Source organism: Nonomuraea sp. NPDC051941, from assembly GCF_044593615.1.
Genome location: NZ_JBIUCF010000022.1, coordinates 65,091 through 82,713, shown reverse-complemented (window position 1 = coordinate 82,713; position 17,623 = coordinate 65,091). Strand labels below are relative to the sequence as shown.

The following is a 17,623-nucleotide window of genomic DNA, read 5'->3' as shown; positions in this document are numbered from 1 at the left end:
GGGAAGTGCAAGACGCAGTGCTGGCGATGCTCGCCAAGGAGGCGTCGCACGGCTACCACCTGCACGCCCGGCTGCGGCAGAGTCTCGGGCCGCTGGGTGAGTCGATGAACCGCGGTCAGATCTATGTGACGCTGGCCCGGCTGGAAAAAGCGGGGCTCGTGGTCTGCGAGCGGGCCGACGGCCTTCCCGAGCGGCCGGACCGCAAGGTCTATGCGCTGACGCCGGCCGGGCAGCAGCGGGTGGCCGCGTGGCTGGCCGAGGTGGGCTGGCCGAAACCGGACCTGGCGGAGTTTCACCTCAAGCTCGTCGCGGCCGCCGCGGCCCGGCTGGCCGACCCGGTCGAGCTGGTCGCGGCGCAGCGCCGCGAGCTGCTGCGCCGCCTGAACGAGACGCAGCACGCGGCGCTGGCCGAGCCGGCGGGCTCGGGCGCCGGCCTGCTGCTGGAAGGGATCATGCTGCGGCTGCAGGCGGACCTGCGCTGGCTGGCGGCCTGCGAGCGAGCCTGGTCCAGGACCGACGACAAGGTTGAGGACGCATGAGCGAGTCGAGTCCCGTGGTCGGTGGCCGCGGCCTGGTGAAACATCACGGTCAGGGGCAGGGCCGGGTCCGTGCGGTCGACGACGTCGACCTGGAGGTGCCCCAGGGGCAGATGCTGGCGGTGATGGGCCCCAGTGGCTGCGGGAAGTCCACCCTGCTCCACCTGCTCGGTGGCCTGGAGCGGCCCAGCGACGGGGAGGTGTGGCTGGCCGGCCGGCGCATCGACACCCTCAGCGAGCGGGCTCTGGCGCGGCTGCGGCGCCGGTCGGTGGGGTTCGTCTTCCAGGCCTTCCATCTGGTGGAGGAGCTGTCGGCGGCCGAGAACGTGGAGCTGCCCGTACTGCTGGCCGGGCGCTCGCGGCGCGAGGCCAGGCGGCGCACGGGCCTGCTGCTGGAACGGGTCGGGCTCACCGACCGTGCCCGGCATCTGCCGTCGCAGCTGTCGGGCGGGCAACGCCAGCGGATCGCCATCGCCCGCGCGCTGGCCAACGACCCGCTGGTCGTCCTGGCCGACGAGCCGACCGGCAACCTCGACACCGCGGCGACACTCGACGTGCTGAGGATCTTCGAGGACCTGCGTTCGGCGGGGCAGACCCTCGTGATCGTCACGCACGACGAGCGGGTCGCGGCCACCGCGGACCGGCTGATCTCGATGCGCGACGGGATGTTCGTCGACGACACCCGGATGGCCGGCACGAGCACCGGCACCGGGTGGCTCGGCGGCCTGATCGGGCTGGAGGGCTGAACGTCATGGGCTCCATCGTGCTCATCGTGCGTCTGGTGCTGGCTGACGTGCGGCGGCACCAGGTCCAGGCCGTGATGCTCCTGCTCGCGGTGACCGTGGCCACCGCCACGATGGCACTGGGCCTGTCCCTGCGCGGCGTGAGCGACGCGCTGTACGTGCAGACCCGCGCGGCCACCGCCGGGCCGGACGTGGTGGTGCTCTCCGGCGAGACGGGCCCCGCGGTGACCCCGACCCTGGTCTCGCTGACGGACGCTCCCGAAGTGGTCGCCCACCATGGCCCTTATCGCATCGTCTACGCCAACCTGACCACGCGTGATTCCACGTCGTCCCCAGTGGTGGTGCAGGGCTTCGCCGAGAAGCTCGGCGCGGTCAACCGGCCCCTGGTGACCTCGGGGCAGTGGGTTCGCTCCGGCGGCACGGTCCTCGAACGCGGCTTCGCCACCGCGCTGGGCGTCGGCGTCGGCGACCACGTCACCATCGCCGGCCGGTCGTACCCCGTCGTCGGGATCGCCGTCACCGCGGCAACCTCCATCTACCCCTGGGCGGCGCAGATCGGCCCGGGCGGCGGCCCCAGCGACTACAGCGGCCTGGCCTGGATGACCCGATCGGACGCCCGGACACTGGCGTCGTCCCAAGACCTCCCGGTGACCACGGCCATGGACCTCAAGCTGCGCGACCCCGCCGCCACCGAGGCCTTCATCGACGCCCGCAGCGTGCCCACCCTCAGGGTGAACTTCCACTCCTGGCAGTTCACCGCGCAACAGGACATGGTCATCCTCAGGAACAGCCAGCCGATCCTGGTCGTCGGCAGCTGGCTGCTCAGTTTCCTGGCCATCACCGGAGTGGCGGCACTGGCCGCGGGACGCGCCGTCGAGCAGACACGCCGGGCCGGGCTGCTCAAGGCCGTCGGCGCCACCCCGGGGCTGATCGCCGCCGTCCTGTTCACCGAGTACCTGGCGCTGGCGCTGGTCGGCGACGTGCTGGGGCTGGTGATCGCCCGCCTGACCGTGCCCGCCATCGCCAGCCCCACCGCCAGCCGGATCGGCGAAGCGGTCGGGCCCGGCGGCGCCACCGTCGCCACGGCGACCGTCCTCGCCGTGGCGGTGGCAGTGCTGTCCACGCTGCGTCCCACCCTGCGGGCCATGCGTACGGCGACCGTCACTGCGCTGTCCGCCACCGCGCACCAGCCCCGTCACCGGCCCTGGCTCACCGCGCTGTCCGCGCTGCTGCCCACGCCGCTGCTGCTCGGGCTGCGGCTGACCGCCCGCCGGCCGGGCCGCGCCGTGCTGCAGGCGTGCTCCACCGCCACCACAATGATCGCGATCGTCGCCCTGCTGACCCTCTACGTCCAATCGGAGAGGGGTTACGGCCTCAACGGCTCCTCCGCCCTGCCCAACCTGCGGGGCGAGCACGACCGCCGGCTGATGCTCGCCGTCGCCATCCTGCTGATCGCACTCGCCGTCGTGAACACCATCACGCTCACCTGGACCACGGCGATGGACGCCCGAGCGAACATGGCCATCGCCCGCACCCTCGGCGCCACCCCGGGACAGATCTCCGCTGGGCTGTCCGCCGCCCAGCTCCTGCCCGCCCTGCTCGGCGCGCTCGCCGGCGTCCCCCTGGGCATCGGCCTGTTCGGGCTCTTCAGCGTCGGGAACACGATCACACCGCCCGTCTCCTGGATGCTGGCGGCCGCACTCGTGATCGTCCTGGCAACGGCGGCACTCACCGCCGTACCCGCACGCTGGGCGGCCCGTCGGCCCGTGGCACAGACCCTCAGCGCCGAAACGGCCTGACCAGAGGGTTGTTGCGCAGCCAGGTCAGGACCTGGACGGCGTGCTCGTCCGGCGGGAAGATCGGGTAGAAGACGTGCTCGATCACGCCGTCGCGGATGATCAGGGTCAGCCGCTTGTACAGCGTCCGCCCGCCGGCCTCGAACGTGGGCAGACCGAGCGACTGGGCCAGGCTCCGCGCAGGGTCGGAGAGCATCTGGAACGGCAGGTGGAGCCGCTCGACGACCTCGCGCTGATAGTCGGTGTCCTGGCTCGACAGGCCGAACACGCCGGCCGCGCCGGCGGCGAGCAGGTCCTGATGGTGGTCGCGGAAGCCGCAGGCCTCGGGGGTGCAGCCACGCGCTCCGGGGATCGAGTCCCAGCCGTCGGGCAGGTCGGTGCCCGGGCGGCCGGTGAGCGGGTAGATGTAGAGCACCGTCCGGCCCGCGCCGAGCGCGTCAAGGCGGATCGTCGCGCCGCCGGTGCCCTGGAATTCCAGGTGCGGCACCTTCATGCCCGGCAGATGGGCGGCCGCGCCGTCGTCCTCGGGAACGGGCAGGTCAGCGGGCAGGCTCGCGTAGTCGGTCATCGGGTCCTCTCCTTCGGCGGCCGGTGAGACGCGGCTGTTGCGGTGGGCGGCCTCCTCCAGGTGCCCGATCAGCACCGCCCGGCGGGCGGCGAGCCCCTCGATCCGCTGCGTGAGCTCGGCGATCGCGTCCCGGTACCCTGCCAGCGAGGCCGGGCAGTCGTCGGCGTGCCGGTGGCCGGCCGTGAGGCAGTCCAGGAACGGCCGGGTGCGCTCGACGGGGATCCCGAGGTTGCCGAGCGCCCTGATCTCCCGCGTGAGTCGTACGTCGTGCTCGTCGTAGTCCCGGTAGCCGTTGGCCAGCCGCTCGGGCGTGAGGAGTCCCAGCGATTCGTAGTAACGCACCGCTTTTGTCGTCACGCCCGCTTGACGGGCCAGCTCGCTGATCCGCATGCCTCTCACCTCGAAGAACGGTAAACCTTGCCCTCGAGGGTAAGGTCAAGCCGGGCCGAGGACGTCTCTGGGGCCGCGCGGGCGCCCGCCGCCCCTCGCGCTCTATGCCGACGCCTTGACGGCCGAGCCCGCCGCGGCGCGCTCCCGGGTGACGCGGCGGCGCCGGGTCGGCAGCCCGAGCGTCGGGTTGGCGACGCCCCAGGCGGCGCTCTTGCAGATCAGTTCCTTGTAGACGGCGGCGAGCCGGCCGGTCAGGACCGCCTGCACGGCGCGGTCGTCGGCGGTGACGTACTGGATCAAGCCCTCCTTGCGGCCCAGCGAGATGCACTGGTTGAAGTAGCGGATCGACACGTTCGGGAGCTTCCCGCCGGTCAGGCGCGCCGCGATCGCGTCGGCGGCCTGCCACGCGGTCGGAGTACCCGAGGCGCACGACATGCGCAGCGGCTTGTCGCCGGGGCCCATCACCATGGCCGCGTCGCCGATGGCGTACACGTCCGGGTGCGAGACCGAGCGCATGGTCCCGTCGACCACGATCTGGCCGCTGCCGGTGACCTCCAGGGCGGTCGCCTTCGCGATCGGGTGGACTGCGAAGCCGGCGGTCCACACGGTGACCGCGGCCGGGATGGCCGTGCCGTCGGCGGTGGTGACGCGATCGGCTTCGACGCCGGTGACGGCGGCGTGCTCGTACGCGGTGATCCCGAGCTTGCCGAAGACCTTGCGCAGGTGCTCGCGGCCCTTGGGGGAGAGCCAGTCGCCGAGGCCGTCCCGGGCGGCGAGGGCGACGTCGAGGTCAGGGCGGGCCTCGGCGATCTCGGTCGCGGCCTCCACGCCGGTGAGACCGCCGCCGACGACGACCACGCTCTGCCCGGCGTCGAGGCGGGCCAGGCGCTCGCGCAGCCGGAGCGCTCCGGGGCGGCTGGCGATCTCATGGGCGTGCTCGGCGGTCCCGGGGACGCCTTGGGCGTTCCAGCGGCTGCCGAGGGCGTAGACGAGGGTGTCGTAGGGGAGCTGTCCGGCACCGTTCGCGTCGATGACGGCGACGGTCTTGCGGTCGACGTCGACGCCGGTGACCTGCGCGAGCCGGACTTCGACGCCGGTGCCCGCGAACATCTCGCTGAACGGCCGGGGCTTCAGGTCCTGGCCGGTCGCCACCTGGTGCATGCGGACGCGTTCGACGAAGTCGGGCTCGGCGTTGACGAGGGTGATGGCGACGTCCTCGCGGTGGAGCCGCTTGGCGAGGCGGCCGGCGGCGACGGCTCCGGTGTATCCGGCTCCGAGGACGACGATGCGGTGCTGCATTTCCTGCTCCTGTCTGGTGCGGTTGCCTCTTGAACCGGGCAGCCCGCCGTTTCCTGACAGGAACGGGATGTGAAGCACCTCACATATCGAACAGGGGCTCTCCGTGGTCGGCGGCCGCCCATTGCGCGGTGGCGCGTTCGAGCTTGTCGGGGTTGACCTGGTTGTGGAACGCGGTGATGCCCTCGGCGGTGACCTCCAGGCACATGATGCCCACGACCCGGCCGTCCACGACGGCCACCACGGCGGGGTCGCCGTTGACGATCCAGGCGTAGATCTCGGGCGACCCGCCGACCATGGTGCGCTTGGCCTCGGTGGGTTTGAACAGGCCCCGCAGGAACTTCGCGACCGCGACGGCGCCCTCGAACGCCTTGGTGCGGGCCGGGATCTTCCCGCCGCCGTCGCCGACCGAGATGGCGTCCGCGGTGAGCAGGCGTACAAGCGGCTCGGTCCGGCCGCTGGTGGCGGCCGCCAGGAACTCCTCGACGATCCGCCGGGCGGCGGCCGCGTCGATCTCGGTACGGGCCTTGCCGTCCGCGACGTGCTTCTTGGCGCGGTGGAAGATCTGCTGGCTGGCGGCCTCGGTGAGGTCGAGGATCTCGGCGATCTCCCGGTGCGGGTAGTCGAAGGCCTCCCGCAGCACGTACACCGCCCGCTCGTTGGGGGAGAGGCGCTCCATGAGGGTGAGGACCGCGTACGAGACCGAGTCGCGCTGCTCGGCGGTGTCGGCCGGGCCGAGCATCGGGTCCCCGGCGAGCAACGGCTCGGGAAGCCATCGGCCCACGTAGGTCTCGCGGCGCGCCCGCGCGGAGGTGAGCTGGTTGAGGCACAGGTTGGTGAGGACCTTCGTCAGCCAGGCCTCGTGGACCTCGATGCGGTCGACGTCGGCGGCCTGCCAGCGCAGGAACGTCTCCTGCACGGCGTCCTCGGCCTCCGAGGCGGAGCCGAGGAGGCGGTAGGCGATGGCCTCCAGGCGCGGCCTGGACGCCTCGAACCGGTCGACGTCGTCCACAGTCAAAGGCATGGCGCGATCCTAGCCCGCGCGGCGCGAACCGGCCGCCGCCGCACCCGGCCATGGGCGGGCCCCGGCCCGGATCGAACGATCCTGGACCGGGGTTCGCCCGTCGATCAGCTCGACATGCTCGCGAACATGCCGGGCTCGTAGGAGCCTCCCTGGGTGCGCACGATCACGCCGAGCCGGTTGGCCGCGTTGATCATGGCGACCAGGTAGACCAGCGCGGTGATCTGGTCGTCGTCGTAGTGCTTGCGCACCTGCGCCCAGGTCTCGTCGGACACCCCCTGGTAGGCGTCGGCGAGCCGGGTGCCCTCCTCGGCGAGCGCCAGCGCGGCCCGCTCGGCCTCGGAGAAGACGGTGGACTCGCGCCAGGCGGCGACCAGGCTGAGCCGCACCGCGCTTTCCCCGGCGGCCGCGGCATCCTTGGAGTGGTAGTCGACGCAGAAGCCGCAGCCGTTGATCTGGCTGGCACGCAGCATCACCAGGTCCTGGGTGGGCTTGGGCAGCGTCGACTGCTCGATCGCCAGGCTGACGTTGTAGAACCGCTTGCCGAGCTTGGCGCCGAACTCGTTGGCGTTCAGGTTCATACGGGGTTCCATGGCTTCGTCCTCACTTGTGGAGTTGCACGCCGCGCGGATCGTTCGCGCGGCGTCCTGACGGCATGGAGATGCCGGCCACCCGTTCCCTGTGACAACTCGACGATGTGACGTGCGCCACCGGGCCCGGGTGTCACAAAGCGCCCGGAACCGGCGTCAGGACACCGCGCCGGACCTGTTGATCGGCGGGCGTACGAGGGTGCACTACCTGGCCACCGGCGCGAGTACCGGCGGCCAGTACGGGCTCTACCGGTGGGAGATGGGCGCCGAGCCGTCCGGGGGAGGACCTCACTTTCACCGGACCTTCTCCGAGTCCTTCTTCGTCCTGAACGGGACGGGCCGCCACGACCAGTACATGGTCTTGTCCCAGTAGCCCTGGTGATTCGCGTCGGACACGGAAGCCGTCGATCGGATCGAACCTGCCGGCCACCAGGCAGGTCTAGCGGTCAGGTGCGTGAGTGGAGACCGCGGGAGTGGGTCGTCCGGCAGGCGCGGTCGATTCAAGACGGCGTGATTCAGCCGCAGGTCTCGCCCGAAAAGCTCAAGCCCTTGTCGTGATCCACGAGCCTGGGACGGGCAGTGCTTGCCCGTCCCAGGCCGACCACGGCGTCTTCGTCACACTGTCGCAGGTGGTGGCGGTCGCCCAAACGTAGGACGGCAGCGAGCACACCGGGAGGACATCCTGAGAACCGTCGCCTGGGTGAGTCAGCGCAGGTCGGCGGCTACATCGTTGGATTCACGGCTGTCGCTGTCGGAACCCCGGGGCCGTGGCCGCGGACCTCGCGCGAGAACGTACCCGAACAGGACCGCCATGACCACTGCGCCCGCCCACATGGCCTGCTGCCACCCGGCGACGAAGGACTCTTGGGCGGCCCGGATCAGCGCCTGCGTCCCGTCGGGGGCCGCGAGGGCGTTAGCGATGCCCTCGCGGGCGGTGTCGGCGGCGGCGTCCGGCACTCCGCCGAGCCGGGATTCGATGGCGCCGCGGTACCCGGCGGTCAGGACCGCTCCCAGCAGCGCGACACCGAGCGCCGTCCCGAACTCCCTGGTGACGTCGTTGAGCGCGGACGCGACACCTTGGCGCTCACGCGGCAAGGCGGTGGTGATGGCCTCGGTGGAGGGCGTCATCGTCAAACCCATGCCGAGTCCCATGGCGAGCATGCCGGGGAGGATCGACAGGTAGCCGCCGTCGACGGAGACGAAGGTGGCCATGAGGACCAGCCCCGCGCCGCCGAGGAAGATCCCTGAGGCCATCGTCGAACGGCTGCCGATGCGCGCGGCCACCTGCGGGGCGAGGCCGGAGGCGAACATCATCAGCAGCGCCATCGGCATGAGCGCCAGGGTGGAACGAAGGCCGGACCAGCCGAGCACCGCCTGGAAGTACGGGAAGAGGACCACGAAGATCCCCGCCTGCACGCCGAAGACCGTCAAGAGCGACACGGAACCGCTCGCGAGACCACGTTCGCGGAACAGGCGGACGTCGAGAAGCGGTGCTTGCCGGCGCAGCTCCCATGCCACGAATCCGACAGCGGCGACGAGGCCGACGATAAGGCCCAGCAGCGTCGCGGGCGCGGTCCAGCCTCGTTCGGGGCCCTCGTGGAGGAAGAAGACGAGCCCGACCACCGCGACCGCGGACGACACCGAGCCGATGGCGTCGAACCCGTGCCCTGACGCCTCGCGCGAGTTCGGGACGGATCGCAGCGCCATGACGATGGCGACGACGACGAGCACGACCGGCAGGACGAACAGCCACCGCCAGCTCGCCAGGTCGACCAGGACCGCCGACAGGTACATCCCCAAGATGCCTCCACCGCCGGCGACGCCGGTCCACACGCCGATCGCCTTGGAACGTTCCTCATCCGGAAAGGTCGAGGTGATGACGGCGAGGGTGGCCGGCATGATCATCGCTGCGCCCACGCCGCTCAGGAATCGCGCGGCGAGCATGATCCCGGACGACGTGGCCAGGCCGGCCGCCGCACTCGCTGCTCCGAACACGACCAGGCCGGCGAGCAGCACCGGCCTGCGGCCCCATCGGTCGCCCATCGCGCCGAGTGGCAGGAGCAACGCGGCCAGGCTGAGGGTGTAGATGTTGATGAACCACAAGACCTCGGTCTGGGAGGCGTCGAACGCGACGGTGAGCTCCGACTGGGCGACGTTCAGCCCGGACACCGAAGCGATGACCGCCATGAGCGCGATGCAGACCCCGGCCAGGATCGTACGTCGTTGTCGTGGGTCGTGGATGGTCGGGTCGGGTGCTCCCGGGTTCGTACTCATGCAATTCCTTTCAGAAGGCCAGGGGAGTCGGCGCGGTCACCGGCGGCGGGCGGCGCGCACGACGACGTCGTGCAGGGGGACCGCTCGGCCCCCGTGGCCGGTGAGCGTGCGGCGGGGCTCTTCGGCGGTGACGATCTCCCACTGCGTGTCGTCCAGGCGCGCGGTGACGGTCGCGGAGGTGGCCGACGCTTCGGCCGGATGCTGGTGCCCGTGGCCGGTGGAGTCCGAGGTGTGCAGGTGCCCCACGATGAGCAGCGTGCCGCCGGGAGCCACCCACCCGGCGATGCGATCGTAGAACTCCAGCTGGGGCATCGCCGGATGGGCGTAGTGGGTCATGACCAGGTCGAACCGATCGCCCGGGTTCCAGAGGCGCAGATCCGCCTCAACCCACTGCAACCGCTCGGAGGCCCCGCTCGTCGCCGCGCGCTCGGCAGCGCGAGCAAGAGCCTCGGACGAGATGTCGGCCGCGGTGACGTGCCAGCCGTGAGAGGCGAGCCAGATCGCCTCGGCACCGCCGCCGCACCCGGCGTCCAGTGCCGTGCCCGGCGTCAGGCCGCTGGTCTCACGGGCGAGGTACGGGTTCGGCTGGTTGCCGCCCATGGACCCGGAGCCCCCGGCTCGCCCCTCTTGCCAGTGCCGCTCCCAGAAGTCCTTGTCGAATTCGTAGTTCATAGGTCGTTTTCCCTTGTTCGCGATGATCTCTCCGCCGTGGCGTTGTTCATGGTGCTGACAGAGCAGGCAGATTCGCAAACGCTGTTGCCGAATGGCAAAATGGCGGGGTGGACGAAGCCATAGACCGCACTCTTGACGCTGTGGGACCGAAGTTGAAACGCCTTCGGCTACATCGAGACGTCACGCTCGCCGACCTCGCGGCGGAGACCGGCATCTCCACCAGCACGTTGTCCCGGCTCGAGGCGGGCCTGCGACGTCCCACGCTCGAGCAGCTGCTTCCGCTTGCTCGCGCCTACGGGGTCACGCTCGACGAACTCGTCGACGCGCCGCCGACCGGCGATCCCCGCGTCAATCTGCGTCCCATCCCATGCGGCGACGGCTCGATCGTCCTGCCGTTGACCCGAAGGCCTGGAGGAATCCAGGCCTACAAGTTCGTCCTCCCGACCGGAAGCGACGACGCCGAGCCCGACCTTCGCACCCACGAGGGCTACGACTGGGCCTATGTCCTCAACGGAACGCTCCGCCTTGTGCTCGGCGAGCATGACCTCATCCTCAGGCCAGGGGAGGCGGCGGAGTTCGACACGCGCACCCCGCACTGGTTCGGGGCCACCAGCGCCGGACCCGTCGAGTTCCTGAGCCTCATCGGGAAACAAGGCGAACGCGCGCACGTCCGTGCGGCACCGAGACAGGCCCCGGTCGAGTAAGAAAGCTCAGGTACGGGAGCCACAGAACCGGGCCGCGGTACCGGCTCCGGGAGGGACCCACACAATTCTCATGCCCTGCGACGGCTTCGTCGGCCGTTGCGGTGCCGAGGCCCAGCCTCGGGGCGGGGCGGCTCGGCGGGCGGGTGAAGCCGGGGCGACCGTCCATGCCGCATGCACGCCGGGTTGGCTCAGAAGGGCTCGGGGTGCGCGAAGTCCATGTCCTTCATCCGCGCCGCCTTGTCCTTGGTCCGCCACCGGAGGAACAGCGCGGCGGTGACCGGCACCCAGCACCGGGCCGGTCGGCTCCGGTCCGGCGCCGGGGGAGGGCCTCCGGGCACGATGATCGCGAGGTACTACGCCTTGATCAGGCCGAGCTGCTGCAGCTGTGAATAGATGTCCACGACTCCCCATATGTCGGTGATCTGGCCGTCGGCGAAGCGGGCGATGAAGATCTCGTTGTACGTGACGGATCTGCCGGTCGGGGGCATGCCCCGGTATTCACCGGAGTTGGTCCCGGTGACCCTCTGCCGAGCGACGATCTTGTCTCCCTCCGCGAGCAGGTCCTCGACGCTTACGTGAATGTCGGGGAACGCGCGCAGGAGGACGTCCCATATGCGCTTCTGCGCCTGCACCGCGGTCACGTCGGCCAGTTCCGCCGTGTGGAACCGCCCGTCCGGGTGAATGAACTCGTCGATCGCCTTCGAGATGATCTCCAGATCGCCGCTGTTGATGGCCTCGTGGAAGCGGTGGTACGTCTCCTTGTTGCGTGCTTCCTGAGCTGTTGACATGTCGCCTCTTCTGGTCGAGATAGTGAAACCCGCGTCTCTGTAGTTACCGACCAGACAGCCCCTCGGAATGTGAGGCCGGCGCCCAGTGGAGTGCGACCTCGATGGAGGGATGGGCTCGCTTGAAGGCCGCCGGCGGCCCGGTGAGGGTGAGGAACGTCTTCAACGCCAGCCGCTGCGATCGAACAGCGGTGTGCCCAGCTCGCTCTCCAAACGGGCGATGGTACGGCTGAGCGAAGGCCGCCCGGCTGAGGTGCTCCAGCCGCGCCATCACCAGGAACTGCCTGAGCGTGTTCAGCTCCATCATGACTCCCCGGGCATAACAGCATAGCAATATTGATCTTAGACAAGATAACTGCCGAGCCATAGTGTCGAATCCGCTCGCGAACAGCGAGAACAAAGCGAGGAGGGATGTCGCATGCTCACCATGGCCGCGCGAACACTGCGGGCCGTCGTCAGCGCGCATGTGGTGGCGATCGTCGGCCAGCCGGTGTTCGCCGGGGTGTATCTGACCGGCGACTTCGACAGCCTGCGCTGGCACGCGATCGGCGCCGACGTGGTCACCTCCATCGGCTATCTGCAGGTGGTCGTGGCGATCGTGGTGTGGATCCGGCTGCGTCAGGTGTGGCCGTTCCTGGCCACGACGGCGGTGGCGGCGGCCGAGACGGTGCAGTACTTCGCCGGGTTGGACGGCGCGCTGTGGTTGCACATCCCGTTGGGTGTGATGACCGTCGTCGCGCTCGTCGTACTGTTCATCGCCGTCTGGAGCCGGCCCTTGCCGCGGCGGGAGGTCCGCGATGCGTGAGGATGACGCCCGGGGCCTGACCCGGCGGCGGGTTCTGGGCATCGGCGGGGCGCTCGGGCTGATGGCGGCCACCGGGCTGTCGGCCTCGGCCGCGCTGGCCCGCCGGCCGTCGATCACGGGTGCCGAGTTGCGCAGTGCCGTACCGCTGCCGCCGCCTTTCCAGGTGCCGCTGCCGATCCCCGCCGTACTGAAGCCGGTCAGCACCTCCGGCGGCGCCGACCGTTACGAGATCACCCAGCGTGAAGCGAGCGCGGAGATCCTGCCCGGGGTCACGACGCCGATGTGGACGTACGGCGGGACCTTCCCGGGGCCGACGATCGAGTCGCGCCGCGGCCGGCCGGTCACCGTGACGCACCGCAACGAGTTGCCCGTTCCGACGGTCGTGCACCTGCACGGCGGGCGGACCCCGGCGGCTTCCGACGGGTATCCGACCGACCTCGTCCTGCCCGAGGGCCGGCAGGAGCACGCCATGCACATGGAGCACGGGTCCGAGCACGGCATGCGCGACCCGAGGGCCGTGGTGACCGAGCTGACCAGGGATTACACCTTCCCGCTGGACCAGCGGCCCACGCTGCTGTGGTACCACGACCACCGGATGGACTTCACCGCCCCCGCGATCTGGCGGGGCCTGGCCGGGCTGCACATCGTCCGTGACGACGCCGAGGACGCTCTCGGCCTGCCCGCCGGACCGCGCGAGCTGCCCCTCATGATCGCCGACCGGGCGTTCGCCACCGACGGCAGCCTCGCCTACCCCGCCCTCGACCCCACCCTGCGCGTACGGCCCGGCGTCCGCGAGCCGTACCTCGCCGGGGTCCTCGGCGACGTGATCCTGGTCAACGGCGCACCCTGGCCCGTGCACGAGGTCGACGCGGCCCGCTACCGGCTGCGCATCCTCAACGCCTCCAACGCCCGCCACTACGAACTCGAAGCGGTCACCGACGACGGGCGCCGCCTCGACCTCGTCCAGATCGGGGCCGACCAGGGGCTGCTCGCCGCCCCGGTCACCCACCGGCTCCTGCCGATCGCGCCCGCCGAACGCTACGACGTGGTCGTCGACTTCTCCGGCGTCCCGACCGGCAGCCTCGTCAGGGTGATCAACCGGCTCGGCGAAGGCCGTACCGGCGACGTGATGGCCTTCCGCGTCGCCCGCGGAGCCACCGACGACAGCCGCATCCCCGGCAGGCTGTCCACCGATCTGCCGGATTGGCGGCGTTCGGACGCCGTCAGGGTGCGCGACTTCTCCTTCCGTGCCGGGCAGATGCACGCGGGCCACGGCTGGCTCATCGGCGGCCTGCCGTTCGACCCCGCCCGCGCCGATGTCACGGCCCGGCTCGGCGACGTCGAGGTCTGGCGGCTCGTCGCCGACGTCCACCATCCCGTCCACCTGCACCTGGTCGGCTTCCGCGTGCTCTCGCGCAGCGGCAGGGCGCCGCTGGCCCACGACGCGGGGCTCAAGGACACCGTCTCGCTACGGCCCGGCGAAGCCGTGGAGATCATCACCCGGTTCGACGGCTACCGCGGCCGTTACCTCTTCCACTGCCACAACGCCGAACACGAGGACATGGGCATGATGGCCAACCTCGAGATCATTTAAGGCTACTTCACATTAGCTCGTGAACAGAGCTAATGTTTTGAGTATGGGCAGTACAGATCTTCCCGACGCTCTCGCGGGCGTCCTGACCGGTATCCAGCGGCTCCTCCGGCGCAAGCTGCGCCGAGGGCTGACCGGGCCGCGGTTGCGCGGTGCCCAGGTCGAGCTGCTGCGGCTGGTCTCCACCAACCCCGGCATCGGCGTCTCGGCGGCGGCCAAGGAGCTGTACCTGGCCGGAAACTCGGTGTCCACGCTGGTCAATCAGCTCACGACCGCCGGGTTGCTGCGCCGGGAGACCGGCACCGACGACCGCCGTTCCGCCCGGTTGCTGCCCACCCCCGAGGCCGAGGCGCGGCTGCGCGCCTGGGAGGAGCGGCGCGCGGCGCTCGTCCGCGAGCAGGTGGAGCGGCTCAGTGAGGAGGACCGGGCCGCGCTGACCGCCGCGCTCCCGGCGCTGCGCAGGCTCGCCGAGGGCCTGCACGAGGAGGTGGGGACGGCATGAGGGACGGTACGCCGACGACGGGTGACGCGGTCACCTGCACCGACCTGCGCTATTCGTTCGGCCGGACCAGGGCCGTCGACGGCGTCGATCTGACGGTCGCCGCCGGAGAGGTGTTCGGTCTGCTCGGCCCCAACGGGGCGGGCAAGACCACCGCCATCCGATGCGTGACCACGCTGCTGCCCGTTCCGTCCGGGATGGTGCGGGTTTTCGGGCACGACGCGGCCACCGAGAAAATGGCGGTGCGCCGCCTGCTCGGGTACGTGCCCCAGCAGCTGTCGGCGGACGCGAGCCTCACGGGCCGCGAGAACGTCTCCCTGTTCGCCCGCGTCTTCGACGTCCCCCGGCGCGAGCGCGCGGGCCGTGTCGGCCAGGCGCTGGAGGCGGTCGGGCTCGCCGACGCCGCCGACCGGATGGCCGGCACCTACTCCGGCGGCATGGTACGCCGCCTCGAACTCGCCCAGGCCCTGGTCAGCGCGCCCCGCCTGCTCATGCTGGACGAGCCGACGATCGGGCTCGACCCCATCGCCCGCACCAGCGTCTGGGAGCACATCATGGCGGTACGCGCCGCCACCGGGATGACCGTCCTGGTCACCACGCACTACATGGACGAGGCCGAACAGTACTGCGACCGGGTCGCGCTCATGCACAAGGGACGCGTACGGGCCCTCGGCACCCCGGAGCGGCTCATCGCCGACCTGCGCGAGCGGCGCGGTGACGGCGCGGTGCCGACGCTGGAGGACGTGTTCCGCGACGTCGCCGGAAGCGGCCTCGACGAAGGAGGGGAGTTCCGCGATGTCCGCCGTACCCGCAACACCGCCTCCCGTGTCGGCTGACAGCGCCGGCGCGGGCGGCCTCGATCTGCTGCTCGTTCCGCCGCGCGCCCGTACGGGGTGGCGCGTGCTGCCCGCCAGGGTCGCCGCGATGTGCGTGGTGGAGCTGCAGAAGCTGCGCCACGATCGCACCGAGCTGTACACCCGCGCGATCCAGCCAGCCCTGTGGCTGCTGATCTTCGGTGAGACGTTCACCCGCATCAAGCTGATCCCCAGCGACGGCATCCCGTACCTCGACTATCTGGCCCCCGGGATCATCGCCCAGTCCACGATGTTCATCGCCATCTTCTACGGCATCCAGATCATCTGGGAGCGCGACTCGGGGGTCCTGACCAAGCTCCTGGTCACGCCGACCCCGCGAGCGGCGCTGGTCACCGGCAAGGCGTTCGCCGCCGGTGTGAAGGCGATGATCCAGGCGGTGGTCGTCATGCTCATCGCCGCGCTCCTGGGCGTGAGCATGACCTGGAACCCCGTGCGCCTGGCCGGCGTGATCGTGGCCGTGCTGCTCGGCTCGGCGTTCTTCTCCTGCCTGTCGGTGACGATCGCCGGAATCGTCCTGACTCGCGACCGGCTGATGGGCATCGGGCAGGCGATCACGATGCCGCTGTTCTTCGCGTCCAACGCGCTCTACCCGACCACGGCCATGCCGGACTGGCTGCAGTACGTCAGCGCGGTCAACCCGCTCAGCTACCAGGTCGACGCGCTGCGCGGACTGCTGCTCGGCGTGCCCGCGCACCTGCCGCTGGACTTCGCGGTGCTGTTCGCGGCCACGGCGATCGGCATCACGGCGGCGTCCGTACTGCTGGGGCGGCTGGCGCGGTGATCCGCGGGACGCCTCACTTGCGGAAGTAGGCGCCGGCCAAGGGCAGCAGAAGCAGGGACAGGCCTTGGCGGACGAGTTCGGCCTCGTTCTCCATGCGTCAGCCGATCGCGCCGGCCGCCGCTGAGACGACCGCCGTACACACCCCCGGCGACCATGACAGCGGTCGGGAGGTCACATGTCGGGCACGGCACGGTCACCGTGTGGCCCGGGCTCGAACGCCCGCGCCGATCCTTCCGTCGGAAAGGTCATGACACGTCACCGTGTACGTCTCGCCGTCCTGCCGTTGTCCGTCATCCTCCTGACCGCCTGCGGCGCAGCGGATACGACCGCCGCCGATGCCCCCGAACCGAGGTCCGGAGCCCAGGGGCAATCGGGGTTACGCGCGGGCAGCGTCGACGACAACGCCGCCTTCACCGCCTACCTCGACTACCGGGAGAAGTTCGCCGACGGCGACCAGGAGGTGCGCGACGCCGATGTCCGCGGGCGCAGGATCGTGACCGTGACGGACAGGGGCGGCCGGCCGCTGTCCGGCGCCACCGTACAGGCTGGAGATCAGAAGGCGCGTACCTACGCCGACGGACGCGCGCTGATCTTCGGTGACGGCCGGATCACCGTCTCGTACGGCGGAGCCACCGCCGCGGCCACCGGCCAGGCGCCCAAGGTCAAGCTGCCCGTCACCGGGCCGGAGGGCCGGGCCAAGCTGCAGGTGCTGTTCCTCATCGACACCACCGGCTCGATGGGCGACGAGATCGGCCGCCTGACCGCCAGCGTCGACTCGGTCGCCGCACGCATCGCCAAGCTGACGGCGGGGCCCGAACTGGAGCTCGGCATGACGCTTTATCGCGACAAGGGCGACGAATACGTCACCAGGACCACCGACTTCACCGCCGATGTGGGAACGTTCCGCGAGCAGCTCACCGCGGTGCGGGCCGAAGGCGGCGGTGACACCCCCGAGGACCTGAACGCGGCGCTCGCCGAGGCGCTGGCCAAGCCGGCCTGGCGCGAGGACGCCGTCAAGCTGGTCTTCCTCATCGCCGACGCCCCGCCGCACCTCGACTACGACGGGCCGGACTACCTGACCGAGGCCCGCCGGGCCGCCGAACGTGGCATCAAGATCGAGCCGATCGCCTCGTCGGGCCTCGACGCCCAGGGCGAGTACATCTACCGCCAGCTCGCCCAGCTCACCATGGGGCGCTTCACCTTCCTCACGTACGGGGCCGACGGTGTCTCACCGGGCGACAAGACCGAGCATCATGTCTCGGAGTACGCCGTGCTGGCCCTGGACGATCTGGTGGTCAAGCTGGTCGCCGACGAGCTGAAGCCCCTGTCGCGATGAGGCGACGCGCGTTCTCCACCATCAGGGTGCCGTAACCGGCGATGAAGAGGGCGGCCCGAAGGCCGGGTCACGACACCACATCCGGGCGCGCGTCGAGCACGTCCGGATGCCGGCGGGCTTCGAGGTCCATCACCTTGTTGCCGCCGATCCCGGTGTTCAGCCAGGTCACGGGGCGGTCCGGATGCCGGAGGCCCCATTCGCCCGCGATGCGCAGCGGGTAGCCGAACCCGAGGCCGTCCTCGCTCTCCGGCCGTTGGCAGTCGGTGATCGAATCGCCGGCGAACACCACGGTGCTGCCCGGTCGGAGGGTGATCGTCAGGTGTGCTCCTTTGATGATGATGATGGTGCGGGCGTTGCGGCG

Annotated in this window: 20 protein-coding genes; 11 read left to right on the top strand and 9 right to left on the bottom strand. The window is 70.7% G+C overall.

The window, feature by feature from the left end; genetic code table 11:
• Window positions 1-5: 5 nt before the first annotated feature.
• From ACIHFD_RS33195 to ACIHFD_RS33185, 3 genes are read left to right on the top strand one after another with little or no spacing between them, the layout of a single operon-like run.
• Window positions 6-539, top strand: a complete 534-nt coding sequence (locus ACIHFD_RS33195; RefSeq protein ID WP_397370247.1) for a PadR family transcriptional regulator — start codon at window positions 6-8, stop codon at window positions 537-539.
• The gene (locus ACIHFD_RS33190) at window positions 536-1,282 is read left to right on the top strand and encodes an ABC transporter ATP-binding protein (protein ID WP_397370246.1); all 747 of its coding nucleotides are present in this window, start codon (window positions 536-538) and stop codon (window positions 1,280-1,282) included. Before ACIHFD_RS33195 ends, ACIHFD_RS33190 begins: the two co-directional genes overlap by 4 nt.
• Before the next feature lie 5 nt (window positions 1,283-1,287).
• Window positions 1,288-3,078 (top strand): FtsX-like permease family protein, encoded by a 1,791-nt coding sequence (locus ACIHFD_RS33185; protein WP_397370245.1) that lies wholly within the window; start codon window positions 1,288-1,290, stop codon window positions 3,076-3,078.
• Here ACIHFD_RS33185 and ACIHFD_RS33180 read toward each other — a convergent pair.
• From ACIHFD_RS33180 to ACIHFD_RS33165, 4 genes are all read right to left on the bottom strand, one after another.
• Window positions 3,059-4,033, bottom strand: coding sequence for a redoxin family protein (locus ACIHFD_RS33180; protein ID WP_397370244.1), 975 nt, complete (start codon window positions 4,031-4,033; stop codon window positions 3,059-3,061). The two genes, ACIHFD_RS33185 and ACIHFD_RS33180, sit on opposite strands and share 20 nt — an antisense overlap.
• 102 nt (window positions 4,034-4,135) lie before the next feature.
• Complete coding sequence (locus ACIHFD_RS33175; protein WP_397370243.1) at window positions 4,136-5,332, bottom strand: NAD(P)/FAD-dependent oxidoreductase; 1,197 nt, start codon at window positions 5,330-5,332, stop codon at window positions 4,136-4,138.
• Between the two features lie 79 nt (window positions 5,333-5,411).
• Window positions 5,412-6,353 carry an RNA polymerase sigma-70 factor gene (locus tag ACIHFD_RS33170; RefSeq protein ID WP_397370242.1) on the bottom strand — a complete coding sequence of 314 codons (942 nt, stop codon included), beginning with the start codon at window positions 6,351-6,353 and terminating at the stop codon, window positions 5,412-5,414.
• A 104-nt stretch (window positions 6,354-6,457) separates the two neighbouring features.
• Window positions 6,458-6,943, bottom strand: a complete 486-nt coding sequence (locus ACIHFD_RS33165) for a carboxymuconolactone decarboxylase family protein (RefSeq protein WP_397370241.1) — start codon at window positions 6,941-6,943, stop codon at window positions 6,458-6,460.
• A 127-nt stretch (window positions 6,944-7,070) separates the two neighbouring features.
• Between ACIHFD_RS33165 and ACIHFD_RS33160 the strand changes: the two genes are divergently transcribed.
• On the top strand, window positions 7,071-7,313 hold the full coding sequence (locus ACIHFD_RS33160) for a hypothetical protein (protein WP_397370240.1): 243 nt from the start codon (window positions 7,071-7,073) through the stop codon (window positions 7,311-7,313).
• 332 nt (window positions 7,314-7,645) lie between these two features.
• Here the strand turns inward: ACIHFD_RS33160 and ACIHFD_RS33155 are convergent, their stop codons facing one another.
• Window positions 7,646-9,214: an MFS transporter gene (locus ACIHFD_RS33155; protein ID WP_397370239.1), complete on the bottom strand. Its 1,569-nt coding sequence runs from the start codon at window positions 9,212-9,214 to the stop codon at window positions 7,646-7,648.
• A gap of 36 nt (window positions 9,215-9,250) precedes the next feature.
• Window positions 9,251-9,886, bottom strand: coding sequence for a class I SAM-dependent methyltransferase (locus ACIHFD_RS33150; RefSeq protein ID WP_397370238.1), 636 nt, complete (start codon window positions 9,884-9,886; stop codon window positions 9,251-9,253).
• Window positions 9,887-9,993: 107 nt separating this feature from the next.
• On the opposite strand from ACIHFD_RS33150, the gene ACIHFD_RS33145 reads away from it, so the two are divergent.
• Complete coding sequence (locus ACIHFD_RS33145) at window positions 9,994-10,590, top strand: helix-turn-helix domain-containing protein (protein WP_397370237.1); 597 nt, start codon at window positions 9,994-9,996, stop codon at window positions 10,588-10,590.
• A gap of 353 nt (window positions 10,591-10,943) precedes the next feature.
• Here the strand turns inward: ACIHFD_RS33145 and ACIHFD_RS33140 are convergent, their stop codons facing one another.
• Complete coding sequence (locus ACIHFD_RS33140) at window positions 10,944-11,378, bottom strand: ester cyclase (protein ID WP_397370236.1); 435 nt, start codon at window positions 11,376-11,378, stop codon at window positions 10,944-10,946.
• A 159-nt stretch (window positions 11,379-11,537) separates the two neighbouring features.
• Window positions 11,538-11,588 (bottom strand): hypothetical protein, encoded by a 51-nt coding sequence (locus ACIHFD_RS33135; RefSeq protein WP_397370368.1) that lies wholly within the window; start codon window positions 11,586-11,588, stop codon window positions 11,538-11,540.
• 205 nt (window positions 11,589-11,793) lie between these two features.
• Here ACIHFD_RS33135 and ACIHFD_RS33130 point away from each other — a divergent pair, with 205 nt between their 5' ends.
• The 6 genes from ACIHFD_RS33130 to ACIHFD_RS33105 all read left to right on the top strand — a co-directional run bounded on the left by ACIHFD_RS33130 (window position 11,794) and on the right by ACIHFD_RS33105 (window position 17,262).
• Window positions 11,794-12,180, top strand: coding sequence for a hypothetical protein (locus tag ACIHFD_RS33130; RefSeq protein WP_397370235.1), 387 nt, complete (start codon window positions 11,794-11,796; stop codon window positions 12,178-12,180).
• Complete coding sequence (locus tag ACIHFD_RS33125) at window positions 12,173-13,774, top strand: multicopper oxidase family protein (RefSeq protein WP_397370234.1); 1,602 nt, start codon at window positions 12,173-12,175, stop codon at window positions 13,772-13,774. Before ACIHFD_RS33130 ends, ACIHFD_RS33125 begins: the two co-directional genes overlap by 8 nt.
• 43 nt (window positions 13,775-13,817) lie before the next feature.
• On the top strand, window positions 13,818-14,273 hold the full coding sequence (locus ACIHFD_RS33120) for a MarR family transcriptional regulator (protein WP_355196328.1): 456 nt from the start codon (window positions 13,818-13,820) through the stop codon (window positions 14,271-14,273).
• Window positions 14,270-15,106, top strand: a complete 837-nt coding sequence (locus ACIHFD_RS33115) for an ABC transporter ATP-binding protein (RefSeq protein WP_397370233.1) — start codon at window positions 14,270-14,272, stop codon at window positions 15,104-15,106. Before ACIHFD_RS33120 ends, ACIHFD_RS33115 begins: the two co-directional genes overlap by 4 nt.
• A complete protein-coding gene (locus tag ACIHFD_RS33110; RefSeq protein WP_350730448.1) occupies window positions 15,096-15,926 on the top strand; it encodes an ABC transporter permease in 831 nt (276 codons plus the stop codon). Before ACIHFD_RS33115 ends, ACIHFD_RS33110 begins: the two co-directional genes overlap by 11 nt.
• 247 nt (window positions 15,927-16,173) lie before the next feature.
• On the top strand, window positions 16,174-17,262 hold the full coding sequence (locus ACIHFD_RS33105) for a VWA domain-containing protein (RefSeq protein ID WP_397370232.1): 1,089 nt from the start codon (window positions 16,174-16,176) through the stop codon (window positions 17,260-17,262).
• 67 nt (window positions 17,263-17,329) lie between these two features.
• On the opposite strand, the gene ACIHFD_RS33100 is transcribed toward ACIHFD_RS33105, so the two are convergent.
• Window positions 17,330-17,551 (bottom strand): hypothetical protein, encoded by a 222-nt coding sequence (locus ACIHFD_RS33100; protein ID WP_397370231.1) that lies wholly within the window; start codon window positions 17,549-17,551, stop codon window positions 17,330-17,332.
• Window positions 17,552-17,623: the final 72 nt, after the last annotated feature.